Below are 25,204 nucleotides of genomic sequence, written 5' to 3'. Positions count from 1 at the left end.
GCGGATGGTTTCGATCGCCACGAAGCGGAACGCGCCATGCGGTACTCGGCGGCCTCTAACCATCAAAGCGGGCGAAGGGGTTCGAACCCTCGACATTCAGCTTGGGAAGCTGACGCTCTACCAACTGAGCTACGCCCGCGGGGGTGGTGACATAGTACGCTTCGGCGGCGTCGTTGGCCAGTGCGGGAAAATCGGGGGCGGGTACAATGTGCGGATGGTCCGCGGGCGGTTTCCCGGGGGCGAGGCGGCCGGGCGGATCGGAACGATTTGCGAAAGGATGTGGCCGATGCGTGCAGCGATCGTGATGGGCCTGGCGCTGGTGTGGGCGGCGGCGGCGATGGGGCAGACGACGGGGCACCGCCTGCTGGTGGCGGACGATTCGGTGAAGCGGATCGCCATCATCGGCGCCGACGGACGCACCGAATGGGAGCACAAGGTCAACCAGATTCACGACCTTCACATGCTCGCCAACGGTCACGTTCTCTTCGAGGATTCGTACACGCACCTCGTCGAGATCGACCCGGCGACGAACGCCGTCGTCTGGGAATACGAGGCGACGAAGATGAACGGCAATGAGGGCAAGCCGGTGCAGGTGCATGCCTTTGAACGCCTCGCCGACGGGAACACGATGATCGCCGAGTCCGGCCCCGGCCGCATCATCGAAGTCGATCACGACGGCCGCATCGTGCACGAAATCAAGCTCACCGTCGATCATCCCAATCCGCATCGCGATACGCGCCTCGTCCGCAAACTCGCCGATGGGCACTACCTCGTGTGTCACGAAGGCGACGGCAAGGTGCGCGAGTACGACGGCGACGGCAAGGTCGTCTGGGAGTACGACGTGCCGCTGTTCGGGATGCAACCCAAGGGCGGGCACGGCCCCGAGGGATTCGGCAACCAGGTCTTCGCCGCGCTTCGGTTGCCCAACGGCAACACGCTGATGTCGACGGGCAACGGGCATCGCATCCTGGAAGTCTCGCCCGACAAGCAGATCGTCTGGAGTCTGACATCGGAAGACCTGCCGGGCATCGAATTGGCATGGGTGACGACGCTGCAACTGATGCCCAACGGCAACATCGTCTTCGGCAACTGTCACGCCGGCCCGACGAATCCGCAGATCATCGAGGTGACGCGCGACAAGAAAGTCGTCTGGACGTTCAAGGACTTTCAGCGCTTCGGCAACTCGACGCCCAACTCGCAGGTGCTCGACGTGCCGAGTCCGGCGGCGCGCTAAGGGCGGCGAGGCGGATCATGTGCGGACGCTACGTGCTCAAATCACGCATGGCGCAACTGATGTCGGCGTTCGGCCTCGTCGAGGAGTTCCGCGTCTTCGGCCCGAGCTACAACATCGCCCCGATGCAGTTCGCCCCCGTCATCGTCATCGGCGACGCCGGCCGGCGGGTCATGCGGCCGATGCGATGGGGGCTCGTGCCGCGATGGGCGAAGGATGAAACAATCGGCAACAAGCTGATCAACGCCCGCGCCGAAACGATCGGCCAAAAGCCGGCGTTTCGCGACGCGTATCGGCACAGGCGATGCGTCGTGCCCGCCGATGGCTTTTACGAATGGAAAAAGACCGGCGATCACAAGCAGCCGTACTACATTCACCGGCGCGACGGCGAGGCGTTCGCCTTCGCGGGGCTGTGGGAATCGTGGCGCGACGCCGCCGATCAACCCGTCGAGACGTACACGATCATCACGACCGAGCCGAATGCGCTGCTGGCGCCGATCCACAATCGCATGCCGGTGATTCTCACGGCGAGCGAGATCGACGACTGGCTCAAGGCGGACGCGGACCGCGCCGGCGAGGTGCTTCGCCCGAGCGATGCGGAAGCGTTGTGCGCCGAGCCGGTATCGCCGCGCGTCAACACGCCTTCGCATGACGGGCCGGACCTGATCGATCCGATCGACGACATGCCGCAGACGCTTTTTTGATGCGATCGCGCCGGCGCGGAGATTTGTGTTGACGTCGCCGGGCTGCGTCCGTTTAATTGACATACTGGAGGCAACCGCATGGCTGACGAATCGATGCACACGGGCGGATTCACACGCCGCCGCCTTTTGTCGAACGCGACACGACTGACCGCGGCCGCGATGGCTTCGACCGCCCTGCCGCCGAATGTGCGGCGGGCGCTGGCCGACGCGCCGCCGACCGGCACGATGGCGGACATCAAGCATGTCGTGCTGCTCATGCAGGAAAACCGCTCCTTCGATCACTACTTCGGCACGATGGCCGGCGTGCGCGGATTTGACGACGCGAAGGCGATGACGCTTTCGCACGGCAAGAGCGTGTTTCATCAGCCCGATGACCAAAGTCCCGGCGGCGTGCTGCTGCCGTTCCGCATGAACACGCAGACGACCAGCGCGCAGAAAATGCCTTCGACGAATCATTCGTGGAAGGTGCAGCATGAAGCATGGAACGGCGGGAAGATGGACAACTGGCTCCCCGCCCACCGCAAAGCCGACGGAAAAAACGGCCCGTTCTGTATGGGCTATCACACGCGCGAGGACATTCCCTTTCAGTTCGCCCTCGCCGAGTCGTTTACGATCTGCGATGCGTATCACTGCTCGGTGTTCGGTCCGACATGGCCGAACCGCATGTATTGGATGACCGGGACGATCGACCCCGCGGGCAAAGGCGGCGGACCGCTCATCAGCAACAAGATCCCCAAGGACGAAAACGGCAAGGTGCACGGATACGCATGGAAGACTTACGCGGAGCGCCTTGAAGAAGCGGGCGTGAGTTGGAAGGTGTATCAGGAGAAGGACAATTACGGCTGCAATGTACTCGAATATTTCGAGGCGTTCCGGCAGGCGCCGCCGGGATCGCCCCTGCATCAGAAAGCGATGATTCACGGACCGCGCGGGACGTTCGAGGAGGATGCGCGCAACGATCGATTGCCGACGGTGTCATGGATCATGCCCACGAGCACCGAGTCGGAGCATCCGGAGTTCATGCCCGCCGCCGGCGCCGCGTTCGTGGCGAGCAAGATCGAGGCGATCGCGTCGAACCCGAAGGTGTGGGCCAAGACGGCGTTCATCTTGAATTACGATGAAAACGACGGGATTTTCGACCATGTCGCCCCGCCGACGCCGCCGGAGGGGACGCCCGACGAGTTCGTCGGCGGTTTGCCGATCGGCGGTGGATTCCGCGTGCCGTGCATCATCATCTCGCCATGGACCGCCGGCGGATGGGTCTGCTCGCAGCCGTTCGATCACACGTCCGTGCTCCAGTTCCTCGAAAAATTCACGGGCGTCCGCGAGCCGAACATCAGCGACTGGCGGCGCAAGACATTCGGCGACCTGACCGCGGCGTTCCGCTTCAAGGACGCCAGGGCCGAGCCCCCCACTTCGCTGCCCGACACGGCGATCACGCTCGGACTCGCGCTGACCGCGCCGGTGCGCCTGCCCAAGCCCACGCCGCCGGTCGGCGAGCAGGCGATGCCCACGCAGGAAAAAGGCGAGCGCAAACGCATCGGGCCCGAAGGTGCATGACATGAAGCGGCGCACGCGATCCATCCTCAGTGCGGCGCTTCTGGCGAGCATGATGTTGCTCGCCGCGCAGGCGGCGGACGATCGCAAGCCGATCCATCTGGATTTGCGGATCGCGCCCGAAGGATGGAATTGCGAAGTGTCGGATGTGGAGGCGGTGCTGCGATCGGCGGGCGATGAGCTGACACCGTGGTACGGGCCGCACGATCTGCCGGCGATTCACGTCGAACCGCGCGGCGGCCCGATCGTGCTCTACGAACGCGCCGCCGACGGCGCGATTCAGATGAAGCTCAACACGGGCGATCGGCTCTGGGCGCAGATGTCGTTTCAGTTCGCGCATGAGCTGTGTCATGTGATGTGCGTGTACGACGATGACGACACGGGGTGCAAGTGGTTCGAAGAGACGATGTGCGAGGCGGCGTCGCTGTTCGTGTTGCGGAAGATGGCGAACACATGGCGCGAGCATCCGCCTTATCGCAACTGGGCCTCGTATGCCGGGGCGCTCGATGACTATGCGAACCAGCGGCTCGCGGCGGCGAAGTTGCCGGAGGGTTTGACGCTGGCGAAGTGGTATGCACAGCACGCGACCGAACTGCGGGCGAAGGCGGACAATCGCCCGCTCAATAATGTCGCGGCGGCGGCGCTGCTGCCGTTCATCGAGGCGGAGCCGGAGCACTGGGAAGCGGTTCGCTGGCTCAATGTCGCACACCCGGCGAAGCCGCAGTCGATGAGCGACTACCTCACAGCATGGCGCGACAACGCCCCGCCCGAGCACCGCCCGTTCATCGCGCGCCTCGCCGCCGCGCTGGGCGTCCTCCTGCCCCGCTGATTCCCCGCCCATTCCGCCCGCTCCAACCCATGTCATCACAAGCGCTTGCCCCTGCCTTGCGCCCCGCCCATCCCCATCCTCCCCCCAAAATATTCCCGCAATTTTCCATCCGCCGTATTGACAACCCGGACAAATTGACGATATATTGATTTATAGATGGTTTTATCCAAATATGTCCGCCGGATGGGCTCGATTCGTCGCGGGTGCGACAAGGGCCGCAGCCGCCGGATAGGAAGGAGCTTGCCATGCTCGACACCGACAAAACACTCTGCGTCTTCCTCGCCACCTGCCTCTTGACCGTCCTGCTCATCGGCTGCGTCATCGTCCTCGGCAGCCCGTCGCGCTATGCGCCGAGCAACGACGCCCCCGCCGCTTCCTTCGCAATGCAGCGGTAATCGATCGCCTATCTCGCTGACACGCTCGCGGTCCGCACGTCGCCGGTTGGGGTGACCGCGAGCGTGTTCTATAATGATGGACCCCGCCCATGCGACGAATACTCCTCCTCATCGCGCTCGCCGTCTTCGTCCCCGCCGCCCGCGGCGCCGACGGCGACTATGACTTTGAGCCCATCAACTACGCCACGTCCACGCCCGAAGATCCCGTCGCGCAGCTTCAGCGCGACATCGACGCGGGCAAAATCCACCTCGCCTACGATCCGAAGCGCGGCTACCTGCCCGCCCTGCTCGACGCCCTGCACATCTCCCCCACGTCCCAACTGCTCGTCTTCTCCAAGACGAGCTTTCAGATTCGCCACATCTCCCCCGCCACGCCCCGCGCGCTCTATTTCAATGACGATGTCTACATCGGCTCCGTCCAGCATGGCGACGTCATCGAAATCTCCGCCGTCGATCCCAAACTCGGCGGCGTGTTCTATACGCTTGATGTCCACAAGTCCGATCGTCCCGCCTTCGTTCGACAGACCGATCTTTGCCTTCAATGTCACGACTCGGCGATGACGCAGTCCGTGCCCGGGCATATGGTGCGCTCCGTGACGACCGACAATGACGGATTCCCCCTGCTCCGGGCCGGCACGACCGTCACCACCCATCGCACGCCCCTGTCCAATCGCTTCGGCGGCTGGTACATCACCGGCACCAGCGGCAAGCAGCAGCACATGGGCAACGTCACGCTCAATCGCCCCGATGACGGCAACGGCGACCTGCCCCCGCTCGACACGACGAAGGGCACGAACGTCACCGATCTGACGAATCGCTTCGACACTTCGCCCTATCTCACGCCGTCCAGCGATATCGTGGCGATGATGGTCCTCGAGCATCAGACGCACATGCACAACCTGATCGCGCGCGGCAGCTATCAGACCCGCATCGCTTTGTATCACCAGCGCGAATCCAATCGCATCATGAGCCGGCCCGAAAACGAAATCAGCCCCTCCACGCAGAACCGCATCGAGCGTCAGGGCGACGCCATCCTGCGTTACATGCTCTTCATCGACGAGCCCGTGCTCGAAAACCCGATCGCGGGCACGACGAAGTTCCGGGAGCAGTTCGAGGCGGCCGGCCCGCGCGACCGCAAGGGCCGCTCCCTGCGCGAATTGAACCTTAAGCACTACATGTTCGAATACCCGTGCAGCTACCTGATCTACACGCCCGCTTATGACGCCATGCCGCCGGAACTGCTCGACTACGTCAACCGCCGGCTCTACGAGATCCTCACCGGCCGCGACACCAGCGCCGACTTCACCGACATCTCCACCGCCAAGCGCCGCGCCGTGCTGGAAATCCTCCGCGACACGAAGCCGACGCTCCCGCCGTATTTTCAGAAGGACTGATTCGGCTCGCATCGCGCCGATGCGATGCTCATGAGGCGTTTGATCATCCGCGCCTCGCACGTCGTCGCATCGATCCATGTCAAATCCGTATATGGCCCGATGCTCCGACGCTCGGCATCCGCGCCCGGTGACATGACCGCGATCGGCGCCGCGCTGAGCAGGCGAATCACCTGCACCGCCTGAAGCGCCGACGTGCCCCGCTTCCCCATCGCCACAATAATCAGATCCACGGGCCGCTGTATCGACGCGCTCACATCGCCCGTCACATCGATGAGCGTGCACGCGCACCCCGCAGCGCGCAGCGACGACGCCAGCGATCGCCCCGCGCCCGCGGCGTCTTCGATGATCAATGCCATCGGCCTCGAATGACTGCGCATGCCATACCGCCTCGTGATGATCAATCCATCCGCATCCGATCACTCCATCGGCCCGCCGCGCCAGCTGATTGATAAGTGCTTCTCCCGATCGCGCGATGTTGTTTCGTACTTGAAAGAGCCCGCGAAAATTCAGCGCGCCCATTGACAGAACGCGCCGTGCATCTATGATCAGAGTGTGGTCCATGTCTTGGTTCGGCACTCTTGGTTTTGATGACAGGAGGTCGCCTATGCAGAATCCACCGGATATTTCAGAGAATATTGCGTACACAACGCACCCCTGTTGATCGCGATCATCGGGCGATCATGACATCCGGTCGTGGTACGCCTCGTCAATTGCATGATCAAGTGTCATGCTGTTGACAACAGTCCATCGGCCGAACTGTCATTAACCATCGATGCGATGCAGATCGCGACGATTGTGTGGAAGCTGAAAACTTCGCATTTTGCGTCGTTCGTGAATAGTAAGGGAAATCCACATCTTGTCCCTCCCGCGCCTTATGCCTAAAAGTTCATATGCAACGTGTCCGAAGGATGCAGCATCCCGGAGCCACGAGCGTTTGAGATCGTGCGATGCGTTGAAATATCATTCGTCTCTTTCGTGCAAAGCCCCTCTTGTCGGCACCGATCATCCGGCACGTCGAGTCGTGGGACGCATGAATCGGGGAATGGTTCATGTGACCGTGATGCGGCCGTTGTTGTTCATGTCGCATCGGGGTCTGGGGTTCATTGACTTCTTACCAAGATTGTAAGGAAGATCATGATGACATCGGAACTGGGTATCTGGATCGTGGACGACAACTTGGCGGTACGCTCCTCTTTGGGCATGAACTTGCGGATAGACGGCTACGAAGTCCGCGAATTCGACAGCGGCGAAGCGATGCTTCGGGCTTTCGATCCGGATGCGATCGGCTGCGTGATTCTCGATCTTTGCATGCCGGGCATGAGCGGGCTGGATGTGCTGCGCCATGAGCGGCGGATCGCCGCCTGCGTGCCCGTGATCATGCTGACGGGTTACGGCGACGTCGCCTCCGCCGTCCAAGCCGTCAAAGCCGGGGCGGTGGACATGCTCGAAAAGCCCGTCGATCTTGAGGATCTTCGCCGGCACGTCACGAAGGCGGTCAGCAACGCCAACAGCCGGCGCCAACTGTTGAACGACGCGGCCGAAATACGCCGCCGCATCGACTCACTGACCGCACGCGAACGCGAACTTCTCGATGAAGTCGTGATGGGCAAGTCCAACAAGCAGATTGCTTATGGATGGTCGATTTCATTGCGGACGATCGAGAATCACCGTGCCCGGATGATGCGTAAGATGCAGGCGCGTAATGCGGCGGACCTGGTGCGCATGGCAAGTCTCGTGGGCCTGACGGAGCCGAGCGTGTTGAGCATGGCGGATCAGATGATCTGACGAATCGGCTCGGCGCCTTCGACGCCGACGAGTTTCTGGTTGAGCCCGCCGAAGAAATACGAGAGCTTGTCCGGGTCGAGGCCCATCTGCGTGAGCACGGTGGCGTGCAGGTTCTTGACGTGGAAGCGATTTTCGATCGCCGCCGAGCCCAGCTCATCCGTCGCGCCCACGCTCGTCCCGCCCTTCACGCCTCCGCCCGCCATCCACATCGTGAACCCATACGCATTATGATCGCGACCGGTGCCTTTGGCGTATTCGGCCGTGGGCTGACGCCCGAACTCCCCGCCCCAGATGATCAGCGTGCTGTCGAGCAGCCCGCGCTGCTTAAGGTCCTTGATCAGTCCGGCGATCGGCAAGTCGGTGTTGCCGGCGTGGAAATTATGGTTCTTCTCAATATCGGTGTGCGCATCCCAATTGTCGTCATTGTGCGCTCCGCCCGAATAAATCTGAATGAACCGCACGCCGCGCTCGACCAGCCGGCGCGCCAGAAGGCACTTCCGCCCGAAGTCATACGTGCGGTCCTGATCCAGGCCGTACATCTCCTTGATGTACGCCGGCTCGCTCTCGAAGTCGACGGCTTCGGGGGCGTACTGCTGCATCTTGTACGCCAGTTCATAGCTGGCGATGCGTGCTGCGAGGGCGGAGTTGCTGGCGCGCGTCGCCAGATGCTCTTCATTGAAATCCTTGAGCGTATCAAGCAGGCGGCGCTGGGCCGAAGCGCTCATGTCGGCGGGCGGCCTCAAATTGAGAATCGGTTCGCCGGTCGAACGCAGAATCGTGCCCTGATACGTGGCGGGCATGTACCCGCTCGACCAGTTTTTCGCGCCGCTGATCGGTCCGCCTTTCTTGTCGAGCATGACGACGAAGCCGGGCAGGTTTTCGTTCTCCGAGCCGAGCCCGTAGTTGACCCACGAACCGATGCACGGATGACCCGACAGGATGCGCCCGCTGTTCATCATCAGCAGGGCCGACCCGTGAATCGGCGAGTCGGCGTACATCGAATGAATGAACGCGATGTCATCGGCGCACGATCCAATATGCGGAAACAGATCGCTGACGTATTTGCCGCACTGCCCGTACTGCTTGAACGCCCACTTGGGTCCGACGACGCGGCCCTCGTTCTTCTTGCCGCCGCGCCCGAAGGTTTTCACCGGAATCGTCTGACCGTCCAGCGCGTACATGTTGGGCTTGTAGTCGAACGTATCGACGTGGCTCGGCCCGCCGTACATGAACAGGAAGATCACGCTCTTGGCCTTCGGCGTCGTCATCGGCCGCTTGGGCGCGACCGGATTGCGGAACGGCGTCATGCCGTCCGCCGCCATCGCCTGCTTCTGGAAAAAGCCCTCCGCACTGAGCAGCCCCGTCAGCGCCGCCGCGCCAAAACCCCCGCCGGCCTGCCACAAAAACTCCCGGCGCGTCCGCCCGCAGAACTGGCTCGTCGTTTTGTTCGCTTCGTGCATGTTCGTATTCCTCGCTAGTCCAGGTAGACGAACTCATTCATGTTCAACACCATCAGGCAAAACAGATTCAGACTCTTGTCCGCATCGAGATGATCCTTGTCCGTAAGCGAACGGATCAGGTTCACGCCGCGCTGCACCTGCGCATCGCTGGGCTCCTTCGCGGCGGCGAGTCGCAGGGCGCGGCGAACTTGCGCCGGCACATCGCCCGGCGCTTCGGCCCGCAGACGATCAGCGAAAATCACCGCCTGCTCGTTCATGAAATCGCTGTTGAGCCCCGTCAGCGCCTGCGTCGGCACAGTCGTGGCGAACCGCACCGCGCAGCTTGTGTCCGTGTCGGGCAAATCAAATGTTTCGAGAATCGGCTCCACCAGCGAGCGCTTTACATGAATGTACACGCTGCGGCGGCGCTGCTGATCCGGCGGACTGTTGCCCCATGCGTGATCCGGCCGCGATGCCGTCGCCAACACCTCGGCCGGCACCTTCGTGAAAATGCTCGGCCCGCCCATTTGCAAATTCAGCGTGCCGTTGATCGCCAGAATCGAATCGCGGATTTCCTCGGCGGTGAGCCGCCGCATGTCGAATCGCCAGAACAAATCATTGTTCGGATCGGCGGCGAGCGCCTTGTCGTCGTCCTGCGATGACATCTGGTACGCGCTGCTCATCAGGATCAGCCGGTGCATGTCCTTGACGGACCAACCGCGGGCGATGAACTCGGTGGCGAGGTAGTCGAGCAATTGCGGATGCGTCGGCAGTTCGCCCAGGCCGCCGAAGTCATTGGTCGATCGCACGATGCCCCGGCCGAAGTGATGCTGCCAGATGCGATTGGCCATCACGCGCGCCGTCAGCGGATTCTTCGGCGAAGCGATCCAGTCGGCGAGGACGCGTCGCCGGCCGGTCGTCTTCGCGCCGGGGGCGGGGTCGGGAATCGTCGGATCGGCGAAGCCGAGCACCTGCGGGAAGCCCGGCTGGACCTGCTGCATCGGGGCGTGCGCGCTGCCGCGCGAGAGGATGAACGAATCGGGCGAGGTGGGACCGTTCTCCGTGACGCACAGGGCCTTTTCAGTGTGCACCGGCTCCTTGTTCAGTTCGTTGAGCTCCTTGCGCAGTGAGCGATAGTTCGCCACGGTCTGAGCGCTTAGCAGTTTCTTGCCGTACTGGGCCATGAGCCGGTCGATGCGCAGGTCGCCGGCGTTTTCGGGCTGATCGGTTTCGCTGAGCAGCCGGCGATTCACGCCCGGCCCGCTCCACGCCACTTCGAGGCCCAGGCCGTTCGCCTTCTGAAAGTACTCGAGGCGGATCGGAACCTGACCGGCTTTGAGCGTGATCGTGCCCCGGCTGGGCTCGGGCAGGAAGCCGTGCACGCCGTCCATCTCGGCGACGCGCTGACCGTTAACGATGATGCGGACGCCGTCGTCGGCATTGACTTCGAACGCGTACTCGCCGGCGGCGGGGACTTTGAGCATGCCTTCAAAGACGAAGCCGAAGGCGTCGTCGCGCGTGCGCGGATTGAGCGTGTAAAAACCCTGCGTCAGTTCGCCTTCGCTCTCGGGCTTGAGCTGATCGAAGTCGGGGAGCTTGTCCCATGTGTCGCGATAAAACCGGTAATGCAGCGATTCGATGTCGGCGAGGCGCACGGGCTGATCGGTCTTGCGGAATTTCTGATACGCCTCGCGCAGTTCGTTTTCGACGGCGGCGAGCTGAGCGGTCAGGGCATCGATGCGCTCGGCGCGCTGCGCGGCGAGGCGCTCGGTTTCCGCGGCGTCAGCGTCGTCGGAGAATATGTCGCGCTCGATGGTCGGCCCGCCGTTGGCCATCGGCGTCAAATTGCGGAAAAACGCCGTCATCCGGTAGTAATCCGCCTGCGGTATCGGATCGACCTTGTGGTTGTGACAGCGGGCGCAGTTGACGGTCATGGCGAGCATCGACTGACAGGTCGTGGAGACAATGTCGTCGAGCCCGTCGAAAAACGCCTGCGGGCGGTCGGCGGGTTCGTCGTCCCAGAGACCGAGACGGTAGTAGCCGGTCGCGATGATTGAATCGCTCGTGACATGATCCAGTTCGTCGCCGGCGATCTGCTCGCGCAGGAACTGGTCGTAGGGTTTGTCGGTGTTGAAGGCACGGATGACGTAATCGCGGTACTTGAAGACGTTGGGTTTGGGATTGTCGCGCTCGTAGCCGTTCGTCTCGGCGTAGCGGACGACGTCGAGCCAGTGCCGTCCCCACTTCTCGCCATACTGCGGCATGGCCAGCAGGCGCTCGATCAGATTCGCATATGCATCGGGGTTCGCATCATGGACAAAGGCATCGACCTGGGCGGGCGTCGGCGGCAGGCCGATCAGATCGTAGTACACGCGGCGAATGAGCGTGACGCGATCGGCGGGCGGGGCGGGCTTGAGGCCCTTGGCTTCGAGCTTGGCGAGGATGAAATTGTCGATCGGATTGCGGGGCCAGGTCGCGTCATGCACCTTCGGCGTGACCGGCCGGGCGACCGGCTGATAGGCCCACCACTGCCGCGCCTTTTCCGTGATGATCGAATCGGACTTGGGCGTCAGCGGCGGAAGCACGGGGTCGGACTCCGCCGTCCATGGCACGCCCATCATCACCCACTTCGTCAGCACATCGATCTTCTCCTGCGGCAGCTTCCCGCTCGGGGGCATCTGATGATCGTCATCCGTGTAATTGATCATCTTCAGCAAAAGACTGTCGGCGGGATTTTGAAGATCGACGACCGGCCCGACTTCCGAGCCGCGCATGACACCGGCGTGCGAGGTCAGATAGAGGTTCGCACGGATTTTGGTTTCGTTGCCGTGGCATTTGAAGCAGTTGGCTTCGAGGATGGGCCGGACCTGCGATTCGAAGAACTTGACGCCATCCACTTCGGGCCCGGCGTCGTCGGCCGCCCAGCCGCGCGGCCCGATGACCAGCAGCAGCATCGCCACCGCCAGCCATCGCATCGTCATGCCGCGAGCCGTCGTGTGCGTCATCCGTGGGCTCCGTGGGTCGTGCCTGCTCGGGAAGTCTACGCGGATTCTTCGTGTGGATGCTTGCTTTTTTGCGGGTCGTTCTATATAACAAACACAGTTTAACTTGATTCAAACCGGAGTCAACCACCTTTGCCGACAAATTCGCGTGATGACGAGTTGGTGCATCCGGCCGAGGCGGCGGCGGCGGCGGACCGGTATCACGTGCCGAATCTCTCGCGGGCGCTCATGCTGCTGGAGCATCTGGCGTCGATGCAGCGCCCGCAGGGCATCAGCGAGATCGCCGAGGCGCTGGGCCTGCCCAAGAACAGCGTCTTCCGCATTGCCAATACGCTTCACGCCTACGGCTATCTCCAGCGCGACGAAGCCACCAAGTGCTTCTCGCTGAGCACCAAATTTCTGAGTCTCGGTTACGCCGCGCTCGGCGAGAGCGGGCTCGTGCACAACGCGCTCGACGTCATGCACGAAATGCGCGATCAGACCGATGAGACGACGCTTGTGGGCATCATCGACGGCTCCGAAGGCGTCGTGCTCGAGCAAGTGCTTTCCAATCAGCAGGTCCGCGTGATGATCGGCGTGGGCACGCGTTTCCCGCTGCACACCGCCGCGCCGGCCAAGGCGTACATGGCGCATCTGCCCGTCGCACAGCGCGACGCCCTGCTCGATCGCCTCACATTGACGCGCTTCACGGATCACACGCTCACCGACCGCGCCGCCCTGCTCGACGAGATCGAGCGCGCCCGCGTCGATGGATATGCCATCGACAATGGCGAGCACAATGACGGCATCCGCTGCATCGGCGCCGCGGTGCTCAATCATCGCGCGGCTCCCATCGGCGCGGTCTGGGTCGTCGGCCCGGCATTTCGGCTGACCCCCGCTGACTTTCCGCGGCTCGGTCCCCTCATCGCCGCCGGCGCCCGACGGATCAGCCAGCGATTCGGACACAATCCGATCGCGTCATTGCGCGATTGACGAGGTGGTCATCAGTTCGTGCGCCGCGAGAATATAGCGCGTCACCTCCGACGCCCGCGCTTCGTCGAGCTTGGATTCCTCGATCATCTCGGGCAGGATTTTGAGCCACTTTTCCCGCGAATATCGATCGATCGGCTCGATGGTGTGGCACTTGGCGCAGGCGGTGAGGTAGATCCGGCGGCCGCGATGGAGCATCGAGGCCTCGGCGTCGGCGATCGACCCCGAGGCCGCGAGACGCTCCACAGGCGGCGCCATCTGCTCGATGCTCAGGCATCCGCACAGCCCGCCGAGCAGCGAGAATGCGATCGCGCATCGCAGGACGAGCTGAGCGACCGGTAGGCGCATCAGAAGTTGATACCGAAGATCAGACGCGTCTGGAAATCCGCTTCGTCATCGACGCGAGTCAACTGAAACAACGGCGCGACCGTGACCCACCAGTTGCCCTTGCGGTAGGAAACGTTCGGCCCGGCATACACCACGTGCGGCCCCCAGGCGGACCAGTCGGCGTAATCGATTTCGTGAACGAGTTCGGCGCCGAGGAGCAGACTGGGCGTTACCTGATAGCTGATGCCGAGGGTTTGTTCGAGCGTGCCGTTGTCATCGTCGAAATGGTCGCCTTCCCACTCCGCCTCGATCACGCCGTTCCACGCGATGATCCATGACCCGATGTTTTTCTGAAGCAGCAGCTTACCTTCGACGCCGAGCACTTCGTCGCCGCCCTTGATCTCGCCGTAGAGCGCGACGCCGATCGGATCCGCCACCGGGTCGCTGAGGTTGTAAATGCCTTCGATCGCGACATCGTTCCAGCGCGTGCCGTCGTTCGTCACCGAGTCGCCGTCTTCGTAGCCCCAGTCCGAAACGTACAGACCGAGCTGGAAATGATCGGTGACGCCGAATTCGATCTCATGACGGAAGTCGATCGCGTCGTAGTCGGAGTCGATCGCCTTGCTGGTCTTCCATGTGACCCACTGCTCGTACTCAACCGCTCCGACGGGCATCGTGGTGACTTCATAGGTGAACACAAATGGGCGTGCATCGGCCCGAGCCACCCCGGCCGTCGCGACCACCAAAGCCATCACGAACGCCGCCCCAACCCCTTGTGAACCCCGCACCTGTCGAATCTGATTCATATCGATGCTCCTAAATTGTTATACTTCAATGCTTTGTCGCTTACATCCCTCTGATTGAATCAATGACGCGCGCCATGATCCGTCGTAATTGAGAATGAATATGCAATTCATTCTCAACTAAGTGGGGATGGATTGTAGCGGGCAAGGGATCAAATGCAAGGGCCGAGGCGTCGTTCGTTGTTGGCGAAGCGACCGGCGACGTGCCGATGAGTGGCGTAATCACGCCGACCGCGCCGCGTGTTCCGCGGCTGGGCAAGATTGGGCAAGTGTTTATGTCACATGCGTTTCACCCAAGCCGACTCGATGTGTCCGATTCACCGGCGTAAACTGTCGCAACACGCCTGATCCGTTCCCTGACGGATGACGATAATTCTCAAATGACCCCGGCCCCCACCACTTTGCCGCCCGCGCGACCCCACGACGAGACCGATGATTTGCTTTCGCCCCTGCCGCTTTCGCCTTCGCTGGCCGAGCCGCCGGAGGCGAGCGAGCCGAGCGTCGAGACGAGCACCCGTCGTCGTCATCGCTTGCGCGATCGCGACATGATGATCCGCCTCGTGCAGTCGCGCATCTTCGCCGGCGATCCGGAATTCGATCGCTACTACGACTGCATCGACGAGCTGCGCGAATCGCGCACCGCCGACTATGTCTTCGCCACGCCCTACGATCTGCACCGCTGGTACAAGATCTTCGACCGCCTCCGCTGGGGCGGACAATTCGTCTTCGTCTCCGAGGACCCGGAGCAGGTGCTCAAACTGGCGCAGGTCTACGCCTCCAAGGGCTTCGCCATCGAGTATCCGCCCAGCTTCGTGCGGGAGCCGGTCTTTGGCATGCGCATCCCCGGCCTGGGGCGAAAGATTCACTTTTTCGTCGCGCGCAAGGTGCTGCTCGTCCGCCCCGGCGAAGTCACCAACCGGTTCACCTACAACGTCTACCTTCAACCATCGCGTCAGGCGGACCGCGGATACGTCGTCGCCAAGGAAGTGCCCGATCTCGAATCGGTCATGCTTCGCCTCAAGAATCGCTTCCCTGAAACGACCACCGAGTTCATCGAAGCGCAGGCGCAGAAGCTCATCCAATCGATTTTCCCGGTGTTTTTGACGCGCGAGGCGGCGTTCCTGAAAATCCTTCAGCGTGACCTGCCCGAGCCGTATCGCCGGCGGGTGCCGCACGTGCTGGCCATCGAAAAAGACTCGCGCAATTTCGTTTCGCGCATGCACCTCAACTGGCTCCGCAAGGCGGGGCAACCGCTTTCACAGATCGACTTCGCCATTCAGGCGGCCGACCTGCTCGACAAACTTCACGAACAGGCGCGTGTGATTCATCTGGACCTGCGCCTCGACAACTTCGTCGTGACGGAGCATGGCGTCGGATTCGTCGACTACGGATCGGCGGCGCGCGTCGGCGAGAACATCGCCCAGTCGCCGCTGCTCGACAAGCTGTTCCAAGAGATGATGAAAGCGTCTCAGATTCAGCGCATGCTCGCGAAGATGACCAGTTCGGGGCTGGTGACGAGCCAGATGTTCACGGGCAATTACCAGAAGGTCGACAAGGCGGCGGACCTGTTTTATCTGGCGGTGCAGATCGACAAACCGCACTCCAATCCCGACATCAAGGAGATGGTCCGCTACGAGGCGCACTCGGATGAAGCGCGGATGATTACGAATCTGACGGAGGCGATTTTGCGTCCGACCGATCCGCGGCGACCGCAGTACAATTCCGCCGCGGATGTGCTGGCGGGTCTGCGCCGCATCAAAGAGCGGCTCCGCTGATCGCCGATCGACCGCCGCCGCATTCGACAGCGTATTGGAGCGTTTCGTCGCGCATCCCAAGCGAAAAATCCGCATATCGCGATGCCGGGATTTTGCGGCGCGTCGCAAAAGCAGAATTTGATAGAGAAATCCGGTATACTTAATCCAGCTCCACCCGCCGGCTCGTCGAGCACTCAAACTCCACGCTTCGAGGTTCACCAGTGACCAAAGCAGATACGATCGTCCGTATTGCGGTTGCAGCATGCCTGTTCGTCACGAGCATGTTGAGCGCGGCGGAACCGACGATTCGCTTCAATCGCGATATCCGTCCGATCCTCAACGACAAGTGCCTGGCCTGTCACGGGCACGACGCCAAAAAAGTCGAGGGGGATGTTCGGCTGGACCTGCGCGACGTCGCGACGAAGCCCAACAAACACGGCCACATCGCCATCGTGCCCGGCGATCCGGACAAGAGCGAGCTGATCCACCGCATCTTCGCCGCCGATGAAAAGAAGCGCATGCCCCCGCCCGAGGCGCACAAGGCGCTGGATCCGCAGGAGCAGCAGTTGCTGCGCGAATGGATCGCACAGGGCGCCGAATATGAACCGCACTGGGCGTACACGGAGCTGCATCGTCCGGCGCCGCCGAATGCGAGCGAGACGCAATGGGTGATCAATCCGATCGATCAATTCATCGCTGCGCGGCGTGAAGCGGCGGGCGTCGAGCCGAGTCCGTCCGCCGATCGCATCACGCTCATTCGCCGGCTGAGTTTCGACCTGACGGGTTTGCCGCCGACGCCTGCGGAAGTCGATGCGTTCGTCGGGGATTCGTCTGCGAATGCGTATGAGAAAGTGGTCGATCGCCTGCTCGCTTCGCCGCGTTTCGGCGAGCGCATGGCGGTGTACTGGCTCGACCTGGTCCGTTACGCCGACACCGTCGGGTATCACGGCGATCAGGACATTTCCCAATCGCCGTACCGCGACTACGTGATCAACGCATTCAACGCGAACATGCCGTTTGACCGGTTCGTGCGGGAGCAGCTTGCCGGCGATCTTTTGCCCAACGCCACGCTCGATCAGATCGTCGCCTCCGGCTACAACCGCCTGAACCAGACCACCGAGGAAGGCGGCGCGCAGCCCAAGGAATATCTGGCGATTTACTTCGCCGACCGCGTGCGCAACGTGTCGCAGGTCTTCATGGGCGCGACGATGGGCTGCGCCCAGTGTCACGACCACAAGTACGATCCGTACACCGCGCGCGACTTTTATTCGATGGGCGCGTTCTTCGCGGATGTTCAGGAGGAAGGCAAGTACGGCGCCCGTCGGCGCCCGCCGGAGATCCCGGTGCCGACCAACGAGCAGAAGCAGCAGCTTGAAACAATCGATGCGAAGCTCGCCGATGCGAACAAGCGGATGGAGCGGTTGCGTCCGTCGCTGCTCTCGCAGCAGGGCGCATGGGAGGAGAATACGCTGGCGGCACTGGAGACGCACAAGGCGACGGATGTGGCCTGGATCGACGCGGCGTCGGAGGTGCCCGGCAAGCGTGACGGCGCGTGGAACTTCATCGATGCGACCAAGGGGCCGATCCACAGCGGCGCCGAGTCGCGCGTTCAGTCATCAAACGGACTGGTCCAGCACTTTACGCTGGGCGCGAAGGATCCGATCGTGCTCGAAGACGGGAATGCTTTTTACGCATGGGTCTATCTCGATGCGAAGACTCCCCCGCAGGCGATCATGCTCCAGTTCAACGACGGCGGGTGGGAGCACCGGGCCGTCTGGGGCGGCGATCAGATCGTCTACGGCAAAACGGATCAGCCGTCGCCGGCGTATCACCGCATGGGCGCCCTGCCGGCGGCGGGACAGTGGGTCCGACTGCAAGTCGATCCCGCCGACGTCGGGCTCAAAGCCGGCGCGAAGATCAACGGGATGGCGTTCACGCAGTTCGGCGGAACCGTCTACTGGGATGATGCGGGCGTCAATCAGCACGTCGGTCCGCCGGATGCGATCGCGACGATTCTCAAAGTCGCCGCCGCCGCCCGCACGGATGCACAGCGCAAGAGTCTGGAGGACTATTACCTGGATCACGCGGAGCCGATGCTCGCGCTGCGTGGCGAAATCGAATCGCTCAATAAGGAGCACAAGTCGCTTGAAGGGTCATTCGTCACGACGCCGATCACCGTGGCGGTCGCGCCGCGCGTGATCCGCATCCTGCCGCGCGGCAACTGGATGAATGATTCGGGCGACATCGTCGAGCCCGCCGTGCCCGCGTTTCTGGGCAAGCTCAATACCGGCGACAAGCGGGCGACACGGCTGGATCTGGCCAACTGGCTTTGCGAAGCGGACAACCCGCTCACGTCGCGCACGATGGCGAATCGGCTCTGGTATCTGATGTTCGGCCGGGGCATCTGCACAAGCGTCGACGACCTGGGCGGTCAGGGCACGTATCCCTCGCATCCGGAGCTACTGGACTGGCTGTCGGTCGAGTTTGTCGAGAGCGGGTGGAACATCAAGCACATGCTGCGATTGATCGTGACGAGCAACACGTATCGCCAGTCCTCGCGTCCGACGCCGAAGCTGCGGGCGGAGGATCCCTTCAACGATCTGTTCGCCCGGCAGGGGCGTTACCGGATCGCCGCGGAAATGGTCCGCGACAATGCGCTTTCGATCAGCGGGTTGCTCGTGGAGAAAGTCGGCGGCGTGAGCGTCAAGCCGTATCAGCCCGGCGGATATTACGATCAGCTCAATTTCCCCCGGCGCGGCTACGCCCCGAGCAAAGGCGAAGATCAATACCGGCGCGGCGTTTACACGCACTGGCAGCGCACGTTCCTGCATCCGATGCTCAAGGCGTTCGACGCACCGTCGCGCGAGGAATGCACCGCTCAGCGGGCACGGTCCAATACGCCGTTGCAGGCGTTGACGCTGCTCAACGATCCGACGTTCGTCGAATGCGCCCGCGTCTTCGCCGCCCGGATCATGCACGAAGGCGGCGCGACGACCGAGTCGCGACTGGCATGGGGCTATCGCCATGCGCTGTCGCGCCCGCCGGGCAATGAAATCACCGAGGTGCTCCGCGGCGTGTATGAGAATCATCTGGCGTTTTACCGCGAGCACACCTCGGAGGCGAAGCAGTTGATCGCCGCGGGGGACGCGCCGGCGGATGCGGCGCTCGATCCGGTCGAGCTGGCCGCATGGACCAGCGTCGCGCGTGTCGTGCTGAATCTCAACGAAACCATCACACGGTACTGAACCATGAACCCGATGCATGATTCCATCGAGCAGACCCGTCGGACTTTTCTTCGCCGCAGCGGCATCGGCTCGATCGCGCTGGCGTCGTTGATGAACCCATCGCTGGCGCGGGCGGCGCGCGTGGCGGAGCCGTCGGAAGGCGGGCCGTGGCGCGGCGTGATCAATCCGCCGCATCTGTTGCCGCGCGTCAAGCGGGTGATCCATCTGTGCATGGCCGGCGGCCCGAGCCATCTGGAAACCTTCGATTACAAACCGACGCTCGCCGAGTACAACGGCAAACCCATGCCCGATTCGCTCACCAAGGGCCAGCCCATCGCGCAGCTTCAGGGCCAGGCGTTGCGTGTGCTGGGCCCGCAGCACAAGTTCGTCAAGTGCGGCCGGAGCGGGCTGATGATGACCGATGTGTTCAAGCACATGCAGGGCATCGCCGACGAAATGTGCGTCATCAAGTCGATGTACACCGAGCAGATCAATCACGACCCGGCGCATACGTTTTTCAACACCGGCACCGCCATCAGCGGACGGCCTTCGATGGGATCATGGGTGCTTTACGGCCTCGGCGCCGATACGCAGGACCTGCCCGGGTTCATCGTGCTCACCAGCGAAGGCGGCGGACAGGCGCAGCCGATCAGCTCGCGCCAATGGCACAGCGGATTTCTGCCCAGCCGGTTTCAGGGCGTGCAGATGCACTCGACCGGGAACCCGGTGCATTACGTGAAGAATCCCGACGGCGTCGGCCGCCCGCAGCAGCGCGACATCATCGACGCGGTGGCGAAGATCAACCGCATGCGCAACAGCGAACTGGACGATCCGGAAATCGCCACGCGCATCACCGGCTATGAAATGGCGTTCCGCATGCAGGCGTCGGTGCCCGAGCTGACCGATATGTCCGGCGAACCCAAGCACATCGTCGAGATGTACGGCTGCAAGCCCGGCGACGGGTCCTTCGCCAGCAACTGCCTGCTGGCGCGCCGGCTCGCCGAGCGCGGCGTGCGATTCATCCAGCTTTATCATCGCGGATGGGACCATCACGGCGGGGTGAAGGCGGGCGTGGCGCGAACGGCGTCGCTGGTCGATCAAGGCACCGCGGCGCTGGTCAATGATCTGAAACAGCGAGGCATGCTCGACGACACGCTCATCCTCTGGGGCGGCGAGTTCGGACGCACGCCGATGGCCCAGGGCGACGGCCGCGACCACCATATCAAGGGCTACTCCATGTGGCTCGCCGGCGGCGGCGTGACGGGCGGCGTCAGCTATGGCGAAACCGACGACTTCGGCTACAACGCCGTGCAGAACCGCACCCATATTCGTGACCTGCACGCGACGATCCTCCACATGCTCGGCATCGAAAGCGATCGCTTCACCTACAAATTCCAGGGCTTGGACTTCCGCCTGACCGGCGTGGAGGAAGCGCACGTGATCCAACCCATTCTCGGGTAGTCGCGTCAGTGCATCACCGCGGGCGTCATCGCTTCACGAAGCTCTTCGTCGGGCCAATGGCGCCAGACACCGCGATGCAGTTCGCGCATCGCGGCGCGGCTCAATAGCAGCGTGCGCCACTGGTCATCCGTCGGCTGATGCGACGGGTCGCGCATCAACTGATCGATCGTCGGACGCAGATCCTCGATCGGCGGATCGGGCATGTGCGTGCCGTCGAGGATCGCCATGTGCCGGGCGTGCCATGACGGATCGACGATGACGCGGCGGACCGGGTCGCCGCCGGCGTCGGCGGCGGGGTTGCGTTCCTGCATGTAGCGAAGAAGCCGGGTGATGAGCGGCGGCGGCGCGGTCTCCTCGGGGATCACCAGCAGGCCGCGCCGGGCGAGCCATTCGCCGACCTTCACGCTGTCCAGCGCATGCGTGACCGGGATCGACACCATGAGCGGCCCCCAGATCGGGGCGAGCCACCAGAACAGCGACGGCGTCAGGGCGTAGGCGATGACGGCCAGCGAAATCCCGGCGATCGTGTGCCAACGGCACGCCCGGGCCGAGTCGCGCCAGCCGGAGCGCCGCTCGCCGCGCTGCTGGGCCGACCACTGCACCATGTGCCCCGTCAGCGCCGAGAAGACGAACGTGACGTGATACACCATGAAGATCGGCGCGAGCAAAAACGACATGAGCGTCTCGAGCATCAGACTCAACAGCACCGCGTCGTCGCCGCGCTGCAGGAGCATGCGCAGCGGGCGATTGCGGACAAGCACGTAGCCCCAGAATTTGGGCACCAGCAGGAGCGCCATCGTGAACGCGAAAAGCCCGACGCCTTCGACCATTTGCACGAAGCTCTGGCCGCTTTCGCCGCCGGGCGACGATGGCCAGTGCGCGACCGTTGCCATGCCCAGCACCAGCATCAGGAGCCACAGCGACGAGGAGACATACGACATGATGCCGATGAGCATGTGCATGCGGCTGGAGGGATGCAGCCCGCTGCGGAGGACGAGGCGGGCGTGCTGAAGATTGCCCTGACACCAGCGCTGATCGCGCTTGGAGTAGTCGACGATGGTGGTGGGCGATTCCTCGTAGGAGCCGTCGAGGTCGTGGGCGATGACGACGCGCCATCCGGCGCGGCGGATCATGGCGGCTTCGACGAAGTCGTGGCTGAAGATTTCACCGCCGAGCGGCGGTTTGCCCGGCAGGCGCGGCAGGCCGCAGTAGTTCATGAACGGACGCATGCGCAGGACGGCGTTGTGTCCGAAGTAGTTGCCGTCGAGTCCGGTGACGAGGGCGAGGCCCGTGGCGAACAGCTCGCCGTACGACGCGGCGGAGAACTGCTGAAGGCGGGCGAAGAAGGTGTTGCGACACACCGTCGTCGGCGGAACCTGAAGGATGCCCACATCCGGCGACTGCTCCATCCGCTGCACCATCTGCACCAGCGTCGGCCCGATCATCAGCGAGTCGGCGTCGAGCACGATCATGTACACATACGCCCGCCCCCACCGCTCGCAGAAATCGCGAAGATTCCCGCTCTTTCGCCCGATGTTGCGCGGACGGCGCCGATAGAACACATTCGTCGGACGCCCGAGTTTCTCGACAAGCCGGGCCCACGCCATCTCCTCCCGCACGGCGACGCGCGGGTTGGTCGTGTCGGAGACGATGAACCAGTGAAAGCGATCGGCGTGAGAGGCGCGGGCGAGCGATTCGTACATCGACCGAAGCCCCGCCATCACGCGATGCGGGTCTTCGTTGTAGATGGGCATCACCACGGCGGTCAGCGGAAGCTTGTCGGCGGTCGGATCGAGCGCGGACACATGCGGCCGACGACCGAAGGCCAGGCAGTACACGAACCCCGACGTCGCCATCCAGAACCCGAAGCTGATCCATCCGAAAAGGACGATAAAGAGGATGACCAGCGGCAGGTCGAGCACGCCGAAGTTCCCGTCCGCGGTCATCAGATGCACGAACACCGTGGCGCCGAAGATCGTCGTCAAGACGGCGGCGGCCCAGACGACCCAGCGCACGGAGAACCATCGCCCGTAGCGGGCGGTCTCTGTGCGGAATCGGGCGATGGACTGAAGGACGAAGCGATTCATGTGTCGAGCCACTTTCTGCGAATCCGCGTGAACAGGCGGCGCCAGAAGCCGGCGCGGAGCACGACAGGCGTGCGGCCGAGGAACTGGCGCGGCATGGCCCCGGGCGACGGCGGCGGCGCGATCGGCGCAGGCAGCAACATGCCGGTCGGACGCAGTCGCTGCGCTTCGGCCATAACCAGATCCATCGCGGCGGCGACGCGCGCATCCGGTTCGCTCGGCTCGGAACCCAGCCGCGTCAGAAGCTGCGCGGCGAGCTTGCGCGACTGGTGCTCGGTGCGGCCCAGGGCGTGAAAATACAGAGCCATCCGCTCCTGCAGATTCGTGTCAGACGTCACATGCATTGATTGCTCCGGGAATCCCGGTGGGGGTAAGTGCGTGGTTAAGGTCTCCGCCATAGGCCTTGACCCGACGATTGCGGGTCGGCGCTGGTCACATGGAGCCGATATTGCAGGTCGCGCACGTCGCCGGCCCGGATCGCTTGTCGCGGCTTCCAGAACGCCACGACATTGTCGGCGAATTCGTTTTTCGTCGGCAACTCGACGAGTTGAATGTCGCCCTTGCCCCAGTCGCCGAGCGGCTCAACCCAGTAGCTGGGGCGAAGATCATAGTGCGCTTCGGGGTCGTTGTAATGAGCGAACCGGCGATCGAGCTGCATGAGGCCGAAGCCAAGCGGGTGATCGGCGGGCAGGTCGGTGATCGTCACTTTGTCAGGGTTCGTCAGCGGGCGATTGAGCCATTGGCCATCGGGCATCGCGACAAGCAGCGTATCCGAATCGTGAAGCTCCGGGCGATGGGCGTCGAACTGTCCGGGGTGCGATTCGCCATTGAGGAACATGCTTGTCAGCGGCGCCAGGCCCAGCTTGGCGATGTCGCGGCGGAAGACGAGATGGGCGTGAATGTCGAGCGTGGTGGTGGAGCCGGGGCGGAGGACGAACTGGTAGGCCCCGCTGACGCTCGGGCCGTCGAGGAGCGCGAAGATCGCGATGTGATCATCGCCGGCGACGGGCTTGCGGATCCAGTACGACCGGAAGCAGGGGAATTCTTCGGGATGATCGGTGACGGTGTCGATGGCGACGCCGCGGGCGGAGATGCCGTAGAACTGCCCTTTGGCCAGGGCTCGGAAATAACTGGCGTCGAGGAAGGTGATCAGTTCATCAAGCTTGCCCGGCTCGTTGAGGGGGTAGAGCACCTTGATGCCGGCGAAACCGAGATCGGTCGGCAGCGTGTCGGGCTCGAGCGCCGCGCGAATCTCGGGCATGTACTCGAACAGCGCGGGCGAGAACGTCAGCGGCTCGACGGCGGCATCGGTGATGAGATTCACCGCGATGCGCTGACGATGCAGAAACCCGCGATGAAAAAACTGAAGCTTGTACGGCTCGGCACTGTCCGCCCAGAGGGTCTTGTTCCATTGATAGAGAATCTTGCGATAGCTGTCGTAGTCGAGCTTTTCGAGTTTGGGCGGGAGCGTCTCGTCCGGCGCGACATACGGCTGACGCGCCCGCGCGTCGGCTTGGGCGACAAGCCAGGCGAACATGGACTTGTCGGAACCCACCCCCGGCCGATCGCTCACGACCACGCTCGTACAGCCGGCTGAGACCACGAGCCAGGCCAGAAGCATCCCAAACCACAGACGCGAACACATGGTGAAACTCGACTTTGTCGCAGCCGCACACGCAGCGACGGAAAATGCCACAGCGAGCATCACAAGCGGCGGGCTCGCCGACGTTCGCCGACGGCCCCATTGTACCATCGCTGACCGTCCGCCACCGCAGACGCCCGGTCATGCACCGCTCGAATTTCAAAGGGGGGAGGGAAAATTGGGCGATGGGGGACTCGAACCCTCGACCTCACGGGTGTGATCGACCTTGACAAAACCACGCTGAATCAACCCAGGAGCAGCTGAAGAATGAGTTTACTGCGAAGTAGCGCGTTTCGCAATTCGTCGCAATTCGTCGCATTTTAACGCAATCTGTCTCCGTAGAAGCTCCGCAATCCGTACAACTCCGTAGACATTAACCAACCAATGGCGAAGTCCAAAATCTGGAAATTCGACTCAGCCGACCGGGTTTGGCGACAGAGCCGAAATATAAGAACTGCTAGTCCTCCTTCGTCTACAATCTCGACTGCGAACCCGAGCCGCAGGGATATCCGAGCCGACGGTATGCCATGCGCTACTGAAGATGAACCAGTCGCTTAAAAACAATCGCTGATCGCCGCAGAGCAGCGTCGGCCTGACATCGTCA

The 25,204-nt window shown here is 62.9% G+C and carries 18 protein-coding genes and 1 tRNA gene; 10 read left to right on the top strand and 9 right to left on the bottom strand.

Annotation, left to right across the window (positions count from 1 at the left end; translation table 11 throughout):
- Window positions 1–66 precede the first annotated feature (66 nt).
- Window positions 67–139 (bottom strand) — tRNA-Gly (locus tag GC162_14530).
- 138 nt (window positions 140–277) lie between these two features.
- On the opposite strand from GC162_14530, the gene GC162_14525 reads away from it, so the two are divergent.
- From GC162_14525 to GC162_14505, 5 genes are all read left to right on the top strand, one after another.
- Window positions 278–1,234, top strand: a complete 957-nt coding sequence (locus GC162_14525; protein ID MBI1369857.1) for a PQQ-binding-like beta-propeller repeat protein — start codon at window positions 278–280, stop codon at window positions 1,232–1,234.
- A 17-nt stretch (window positions 1,235–1,251) separates the two neighbouring features.
- The gene (locus GC162_14520) at window positions 1,252–1,935 is read left to right on the top strand and encodes an SOS response-associated peptidase (GenBank protein MBI1369856.1); all 684 of its coding nucleotides are present in this window, start codon (window positions 1,252–1,254) and stop codon (window positions 1,933–1,935) included.
- 93 nt (window positions 1,936–2,028) lie between these two features.
- Window positions 2,029–3,495 (top strand): phospholipase C, phosphocholine-specific, encoded by a 1,467-nt coding sequence (locus GC162_14515; protein MBI1369855.1) that lies wholly within the window; start codon window positions 2,029–2,031, stop codon window positions 3,493–3,495.
- A 1-nt stretch (window position 3,496) separates the two neighbouring features.
- Entirely contained in the window at window positions 3,497–4,321 is an 825-nt protein-coding gene (locus GC162_14510) for a hypothetical protein (GenBank protein MBI1369854.1), read from the top strand.
- A 484-nt stretch (window positions 4,322–4,805) separates the two neighbouring features.
- Window positions 4,806–6,110 (top strand): hypothetical protein, encoded by a 1,305-nt coding sequence (locus GC162_14505; protein ID MBI1369853.1) that lies wholly within the window; start codon window positions 4,806–4,808, stop codon window positions 6,108–6,110.
- Here the strand turns inward: GC162_14505 and GC162_14500 are convergent.
- Window positions 6,098–6,487 (bottom strand): hypothetical protein, encoded by a 390-nt coding sequence (locus GC162_14500; protein MBI1369852.1) that lies wholly within the window; start codon window positions 6,485–6,487, stop codon window positions 6,098–6,100. The two genes, GC162_14505 and GC162_14500, sit on opposite strands and share 13 nt — an antisense overlap.
- Window positions 6,488–7,244: 757 nt before the next feature.
- On the opposite strand from GC162_14500, the gene GC162_14495 reads away from it, so the two are divergent.
- Window positions 7,245–7,895, top strand: a complete 651-nt coding sequence (locus GC162_14495) for a response regulator (GenBank protein ID MBI1369851.1) — start codon at window positions 7,245–7,247, stop codon at window positions 7,893–7,895.
- Here the strand turns inward: GC162_14495 and GC162_14490 are convergent.
- Window positions 7,883–9,355, bottom strand: a complete 1,473-nt coding sequence (locus tag GC162_14490) for a DUF1501 domain-containing protein (protein MBI1369850.1) — start codon at window positions 9,353–9,355, stop codon at window positions 7,883–7,885. The two genes, GC162_14495 and GC162_14490, sit on opposite strands and share 13 nt — an antisense overlap.
- A 14-nt stretch (window positions 9,356–9,369) precedes the next feature.
- Window positions 9,370–12,309 carry a DUF1553 domain-containing protein gene (locus GC162_14485; GenBank protein ID MBI1369849.1) on the bottom strand — a complete coding sequence of 980 codons (2,940 nt, stop codon included), beginning with the start codon at window positions 12,307–12,309 and terminating at the stop codon, window positions 9,370–9,372.
- A gap of 159 nt (window positions 12,310–12,468) precedes the next feature.
- On the opposite strand from GC162_14485, the gene GC162_14480 reads away from it, so the two are divergent.
- The gene (locus tag GC162_14480; protein MBI1369848.1) at window positions 12,469–13,308 is read left to right on the top strand and encodes a helix-turn-helix domain-containing protein; all 840 of its coding nucleotides are present in this window, start codon (window positions 12,469–12,471) and stop codon (window positions 13,306–13,308) included.
- Here the strand turns inward: GC162_14480 and GC162_14475 are convergent.
- Window positions 13,294–13,653, bottom strand: a complete 360-nt coding sequence (locus tag GC162_14475) for a hypothetical protein (protein ID MBI1369847.1) — start codon at window positions 13,651–13,653, stop codon at window positions 13,294–13,296. The two genes, GC162_14480 and GC162_14475, sit on opposite strands and share 15 nt — an antisense overlap.
- Complete coding sequence (locus tag GC162_14470; protein ID MBI1369846.1) at window positions 13,653–14,438, bottom strand: hypothetical protein; 786 nt, start codon at window positions 14,436–14,438, stop codon at window positions 13,653–13,655. The genes GC162_14475 and GC162_14470 overlap by 1 nt, the downstream gene beginning before the upstream one ends.
- 377 nt (window positions 14,439–14,815) lie before the next feature.
- Here GC162_14470 and GC162_14465 point away from each other — a divergent pair, with 377 nt between their 5' ends.
- The 3 genes from GC162_14465 (at window position 14,816) to GC162_14455 (ending at window position 20,874) form a co-directional block, all read left to right on the top strand.
- Window positions 14,816–16,210, top strand: a complete 1,395-nt coding sequence (locus GC162_14465) for a hypothetical protein (protein ID MBI1369845.1) — start codon at window positions 14,816–14,818, stop codon at window positions 16,208–16,210.
- Between the two features lie 260 nt (window positions 16,211–16,470).
- A complete protein-coding gene (locus GC162_14460; protein ID MBI1369844.1) occupies window positions 16,471–19,434 on the top strand; it encodes a DUF1553 domain-containing protein in 2,964 nt (987 codons plus the stop codon).
- Between the two features lie 12 nt (window positions 19,435–19,446).
- On the top strand, window positions 19,447–20,874 hold the full coding sequence (locus tag GC162_14455; protein MBI1369843.1) for a DUF1501 domain-containing protein: 1,428 nt from the start codon (window positions 19,447–19,449) through the stop codon (window positions 20,872–20,874).
- A 5-nt stretch (window positions 20,875–20,879) separates the two neighbouring features.
- Here the strand turns inward: GC162_14455 and mdoH are convergent, their stop codons facing one another.
- The 3 genes from mdoH to GC162_14440 are packed head-to-tail and all read right to left on the bottom strand — an operon-like array spanning window position 20,880 to window position 24,711.
- Window positions 20,880–22,961: a glucans biosynthesis glucosyltransferase MdoH gene (gene mdoH / locus GC162_14450; GenBank protein MBI1369842.1), complete on the bottom strand. Its 2,082-nt coding sequence runs from the start codon at window positions 22,959–22,961 to the stop codon at window positions 20,880–20,882.
- Window positions 22,958–23,302, bottom strand: coding sequence for a hypothetical protein (locus tag GC162_14445; GenBank protein MBI1369841.1), 345 nt, complete (start codon window positions 23,300–23,302; stop codon window positions 22,958–22,960). Before GC162_14445 ends, mdoH begins: the two co-directional genes overlap by 4 nt.
- A gap of 38 nt (window positions 23,303–23,340) precedes the next feature.
- On the bottom strand, window positions 23,341–24,711 hold the full coding sequence (locus GC162_14440) for a glucan biosynthesis protein D (protein MBI1369840.1): 1,371 nt from the start codon (window positions 24,709–24,711) through the stop codon (window positions 23,341–23,343).
- Between the last annotated feature and the right edge of the window lie 493 nt (window positions 24,712–25,204).

The organism is Planctomycetota bacterium (assembly GCA_016125255.1).
Classification (GTDB): Bacteria; Planctomycetota; Phycisphaerae; order Phycisphaerales; family Zrk34; genus RI-421.
This window is presented reverse-complemented; position numbering and strand designations above follow the sequence as displayed.

What these genes read in the sequence shown, in the direction of transcription:
- GC162_14510 (MBI1369854.1), top strand. Translation starts at nt 3,497, where the DNA reads ATGAAGCGGCGCACGCGATCCATCCTCAGTGCGGCGCTTCTGGCGAGC.
- GC162_14445 (MBI1369841.1), bottom strand. Translation starts at nt 23,302, where the DNA reads ATGCATGTGACGTCTGACACGAATCTGCAGGAGCGGATGGCTCTGTAT.
- GC162_14490 (MBI1369850.1), bottom strand. Translation starts at nt 9,355, where the DNA reads ATGCACGAAGCGAACAAAACGACGAGCCAGTTCTGCGGGCGGACGCGC.
- GC162_14455 (MBI1369843.1), top strand. Translation starts at nt 19,447, where the DNA reads ATGCATGATTCCATCGAGCAGACCCGTCGGACTTTTCTTCGCCGCAGC.
- GC162_14470 (MBI1369846.1), bottom strand. Translation starts at nt 14,438, where the DNA reads ATGAATCAGATTCGACAGGTGCGGGGTTCACAAGGGGTTGGGGCGGCG.
- GC162_14475 (MBI1369847.1), bottom strand. Translation starts at nt 13,653, where the DNA reads ATGCGCCTACCGGTCGCTCAGCTCGTCCTGCGATGCGCGATCGCATTC.
- GC162_14440 (MBI1369840.1), bottom strand. Translation starts at nt 24,711, where the DNA reads ATGGTACAATGGGGCCGTCGGCGAACGTCGGCGAGCCCGCCGCTTGTG.
- GC162_14495 (MBI1369851.1), top strand. Translation starts at nt 7,245, where the DNA reads ATGATGACATCGGAACTGGGTATCTGGATCGTGGACGACAACTTGGCG.
- GC162_14515 (MBI1369855.1), top strand. Translation starts at nt 2,029, where the DNA reads ATGCACACGGGCGGATTCACACGCCGCCGCCTTTTGTCGAACGCGACA.
- mdoH (MBI1369842.1), bottom strand. Translation starts at nt 22,961, where the DNA reads ATGAATCGCTTCGTCCTTCAGTCCATCGCCCGATTCCGCACAGAGACC.
- GC162_14460 (MBI1369844.1), top strand. Translation starts at nt 16,471, where the DNA reads ATGTTGAGCGCGGCGGAACCGACGATTCGCTTCAATCGCGATATCCGT.
- GC162_14520 (MBI1369856.1), top strand. Translation starts at nt 1,252, where the DNA reads ATGTGCGGACGCTACGTGCTCAAATCACGCATGGCGCAACTGATGTCG.
- GC162_14500 (MBI1369852.1), bottom strand. Translation starts at nt 6,487, where the DNA reads ATGCGCAGTCATTCGAGGCCGATGGCATTGATCATCGAAGACGCCGCG.
- GC162_14485 (MBI1369849.1), bottom strand. Translation starts at nt 12,309, where the DNA reads ATGCGATGGCTGGCGGTGGCGATGCTGCTGCTGGTCATCGGGCCGCGC.
- GC162_14525 (MBI1369857.1), top strand. Translation starts at nt 278, where the DNA reads ATGTGGCCGATGCGTGCAGCGATCGTGATGGGCCTGGCGCTGGTGTGG.
- GC162_14465 (MBI1369845.1), top strand. Translation starts at nt 14,816, where the DNA reads ATGACCCCGGCCCCCACCACTTTGCCGCCCGCGCGACCCCACGACGAG.
- GC162_14505 (MBI1369853.1), top strand. Translation starts at nt 4,806, where the DNA reads ATGCGACGAATACTCCTCCTCATCGCGCTCGCCGTCTTCGTCCCCGCC.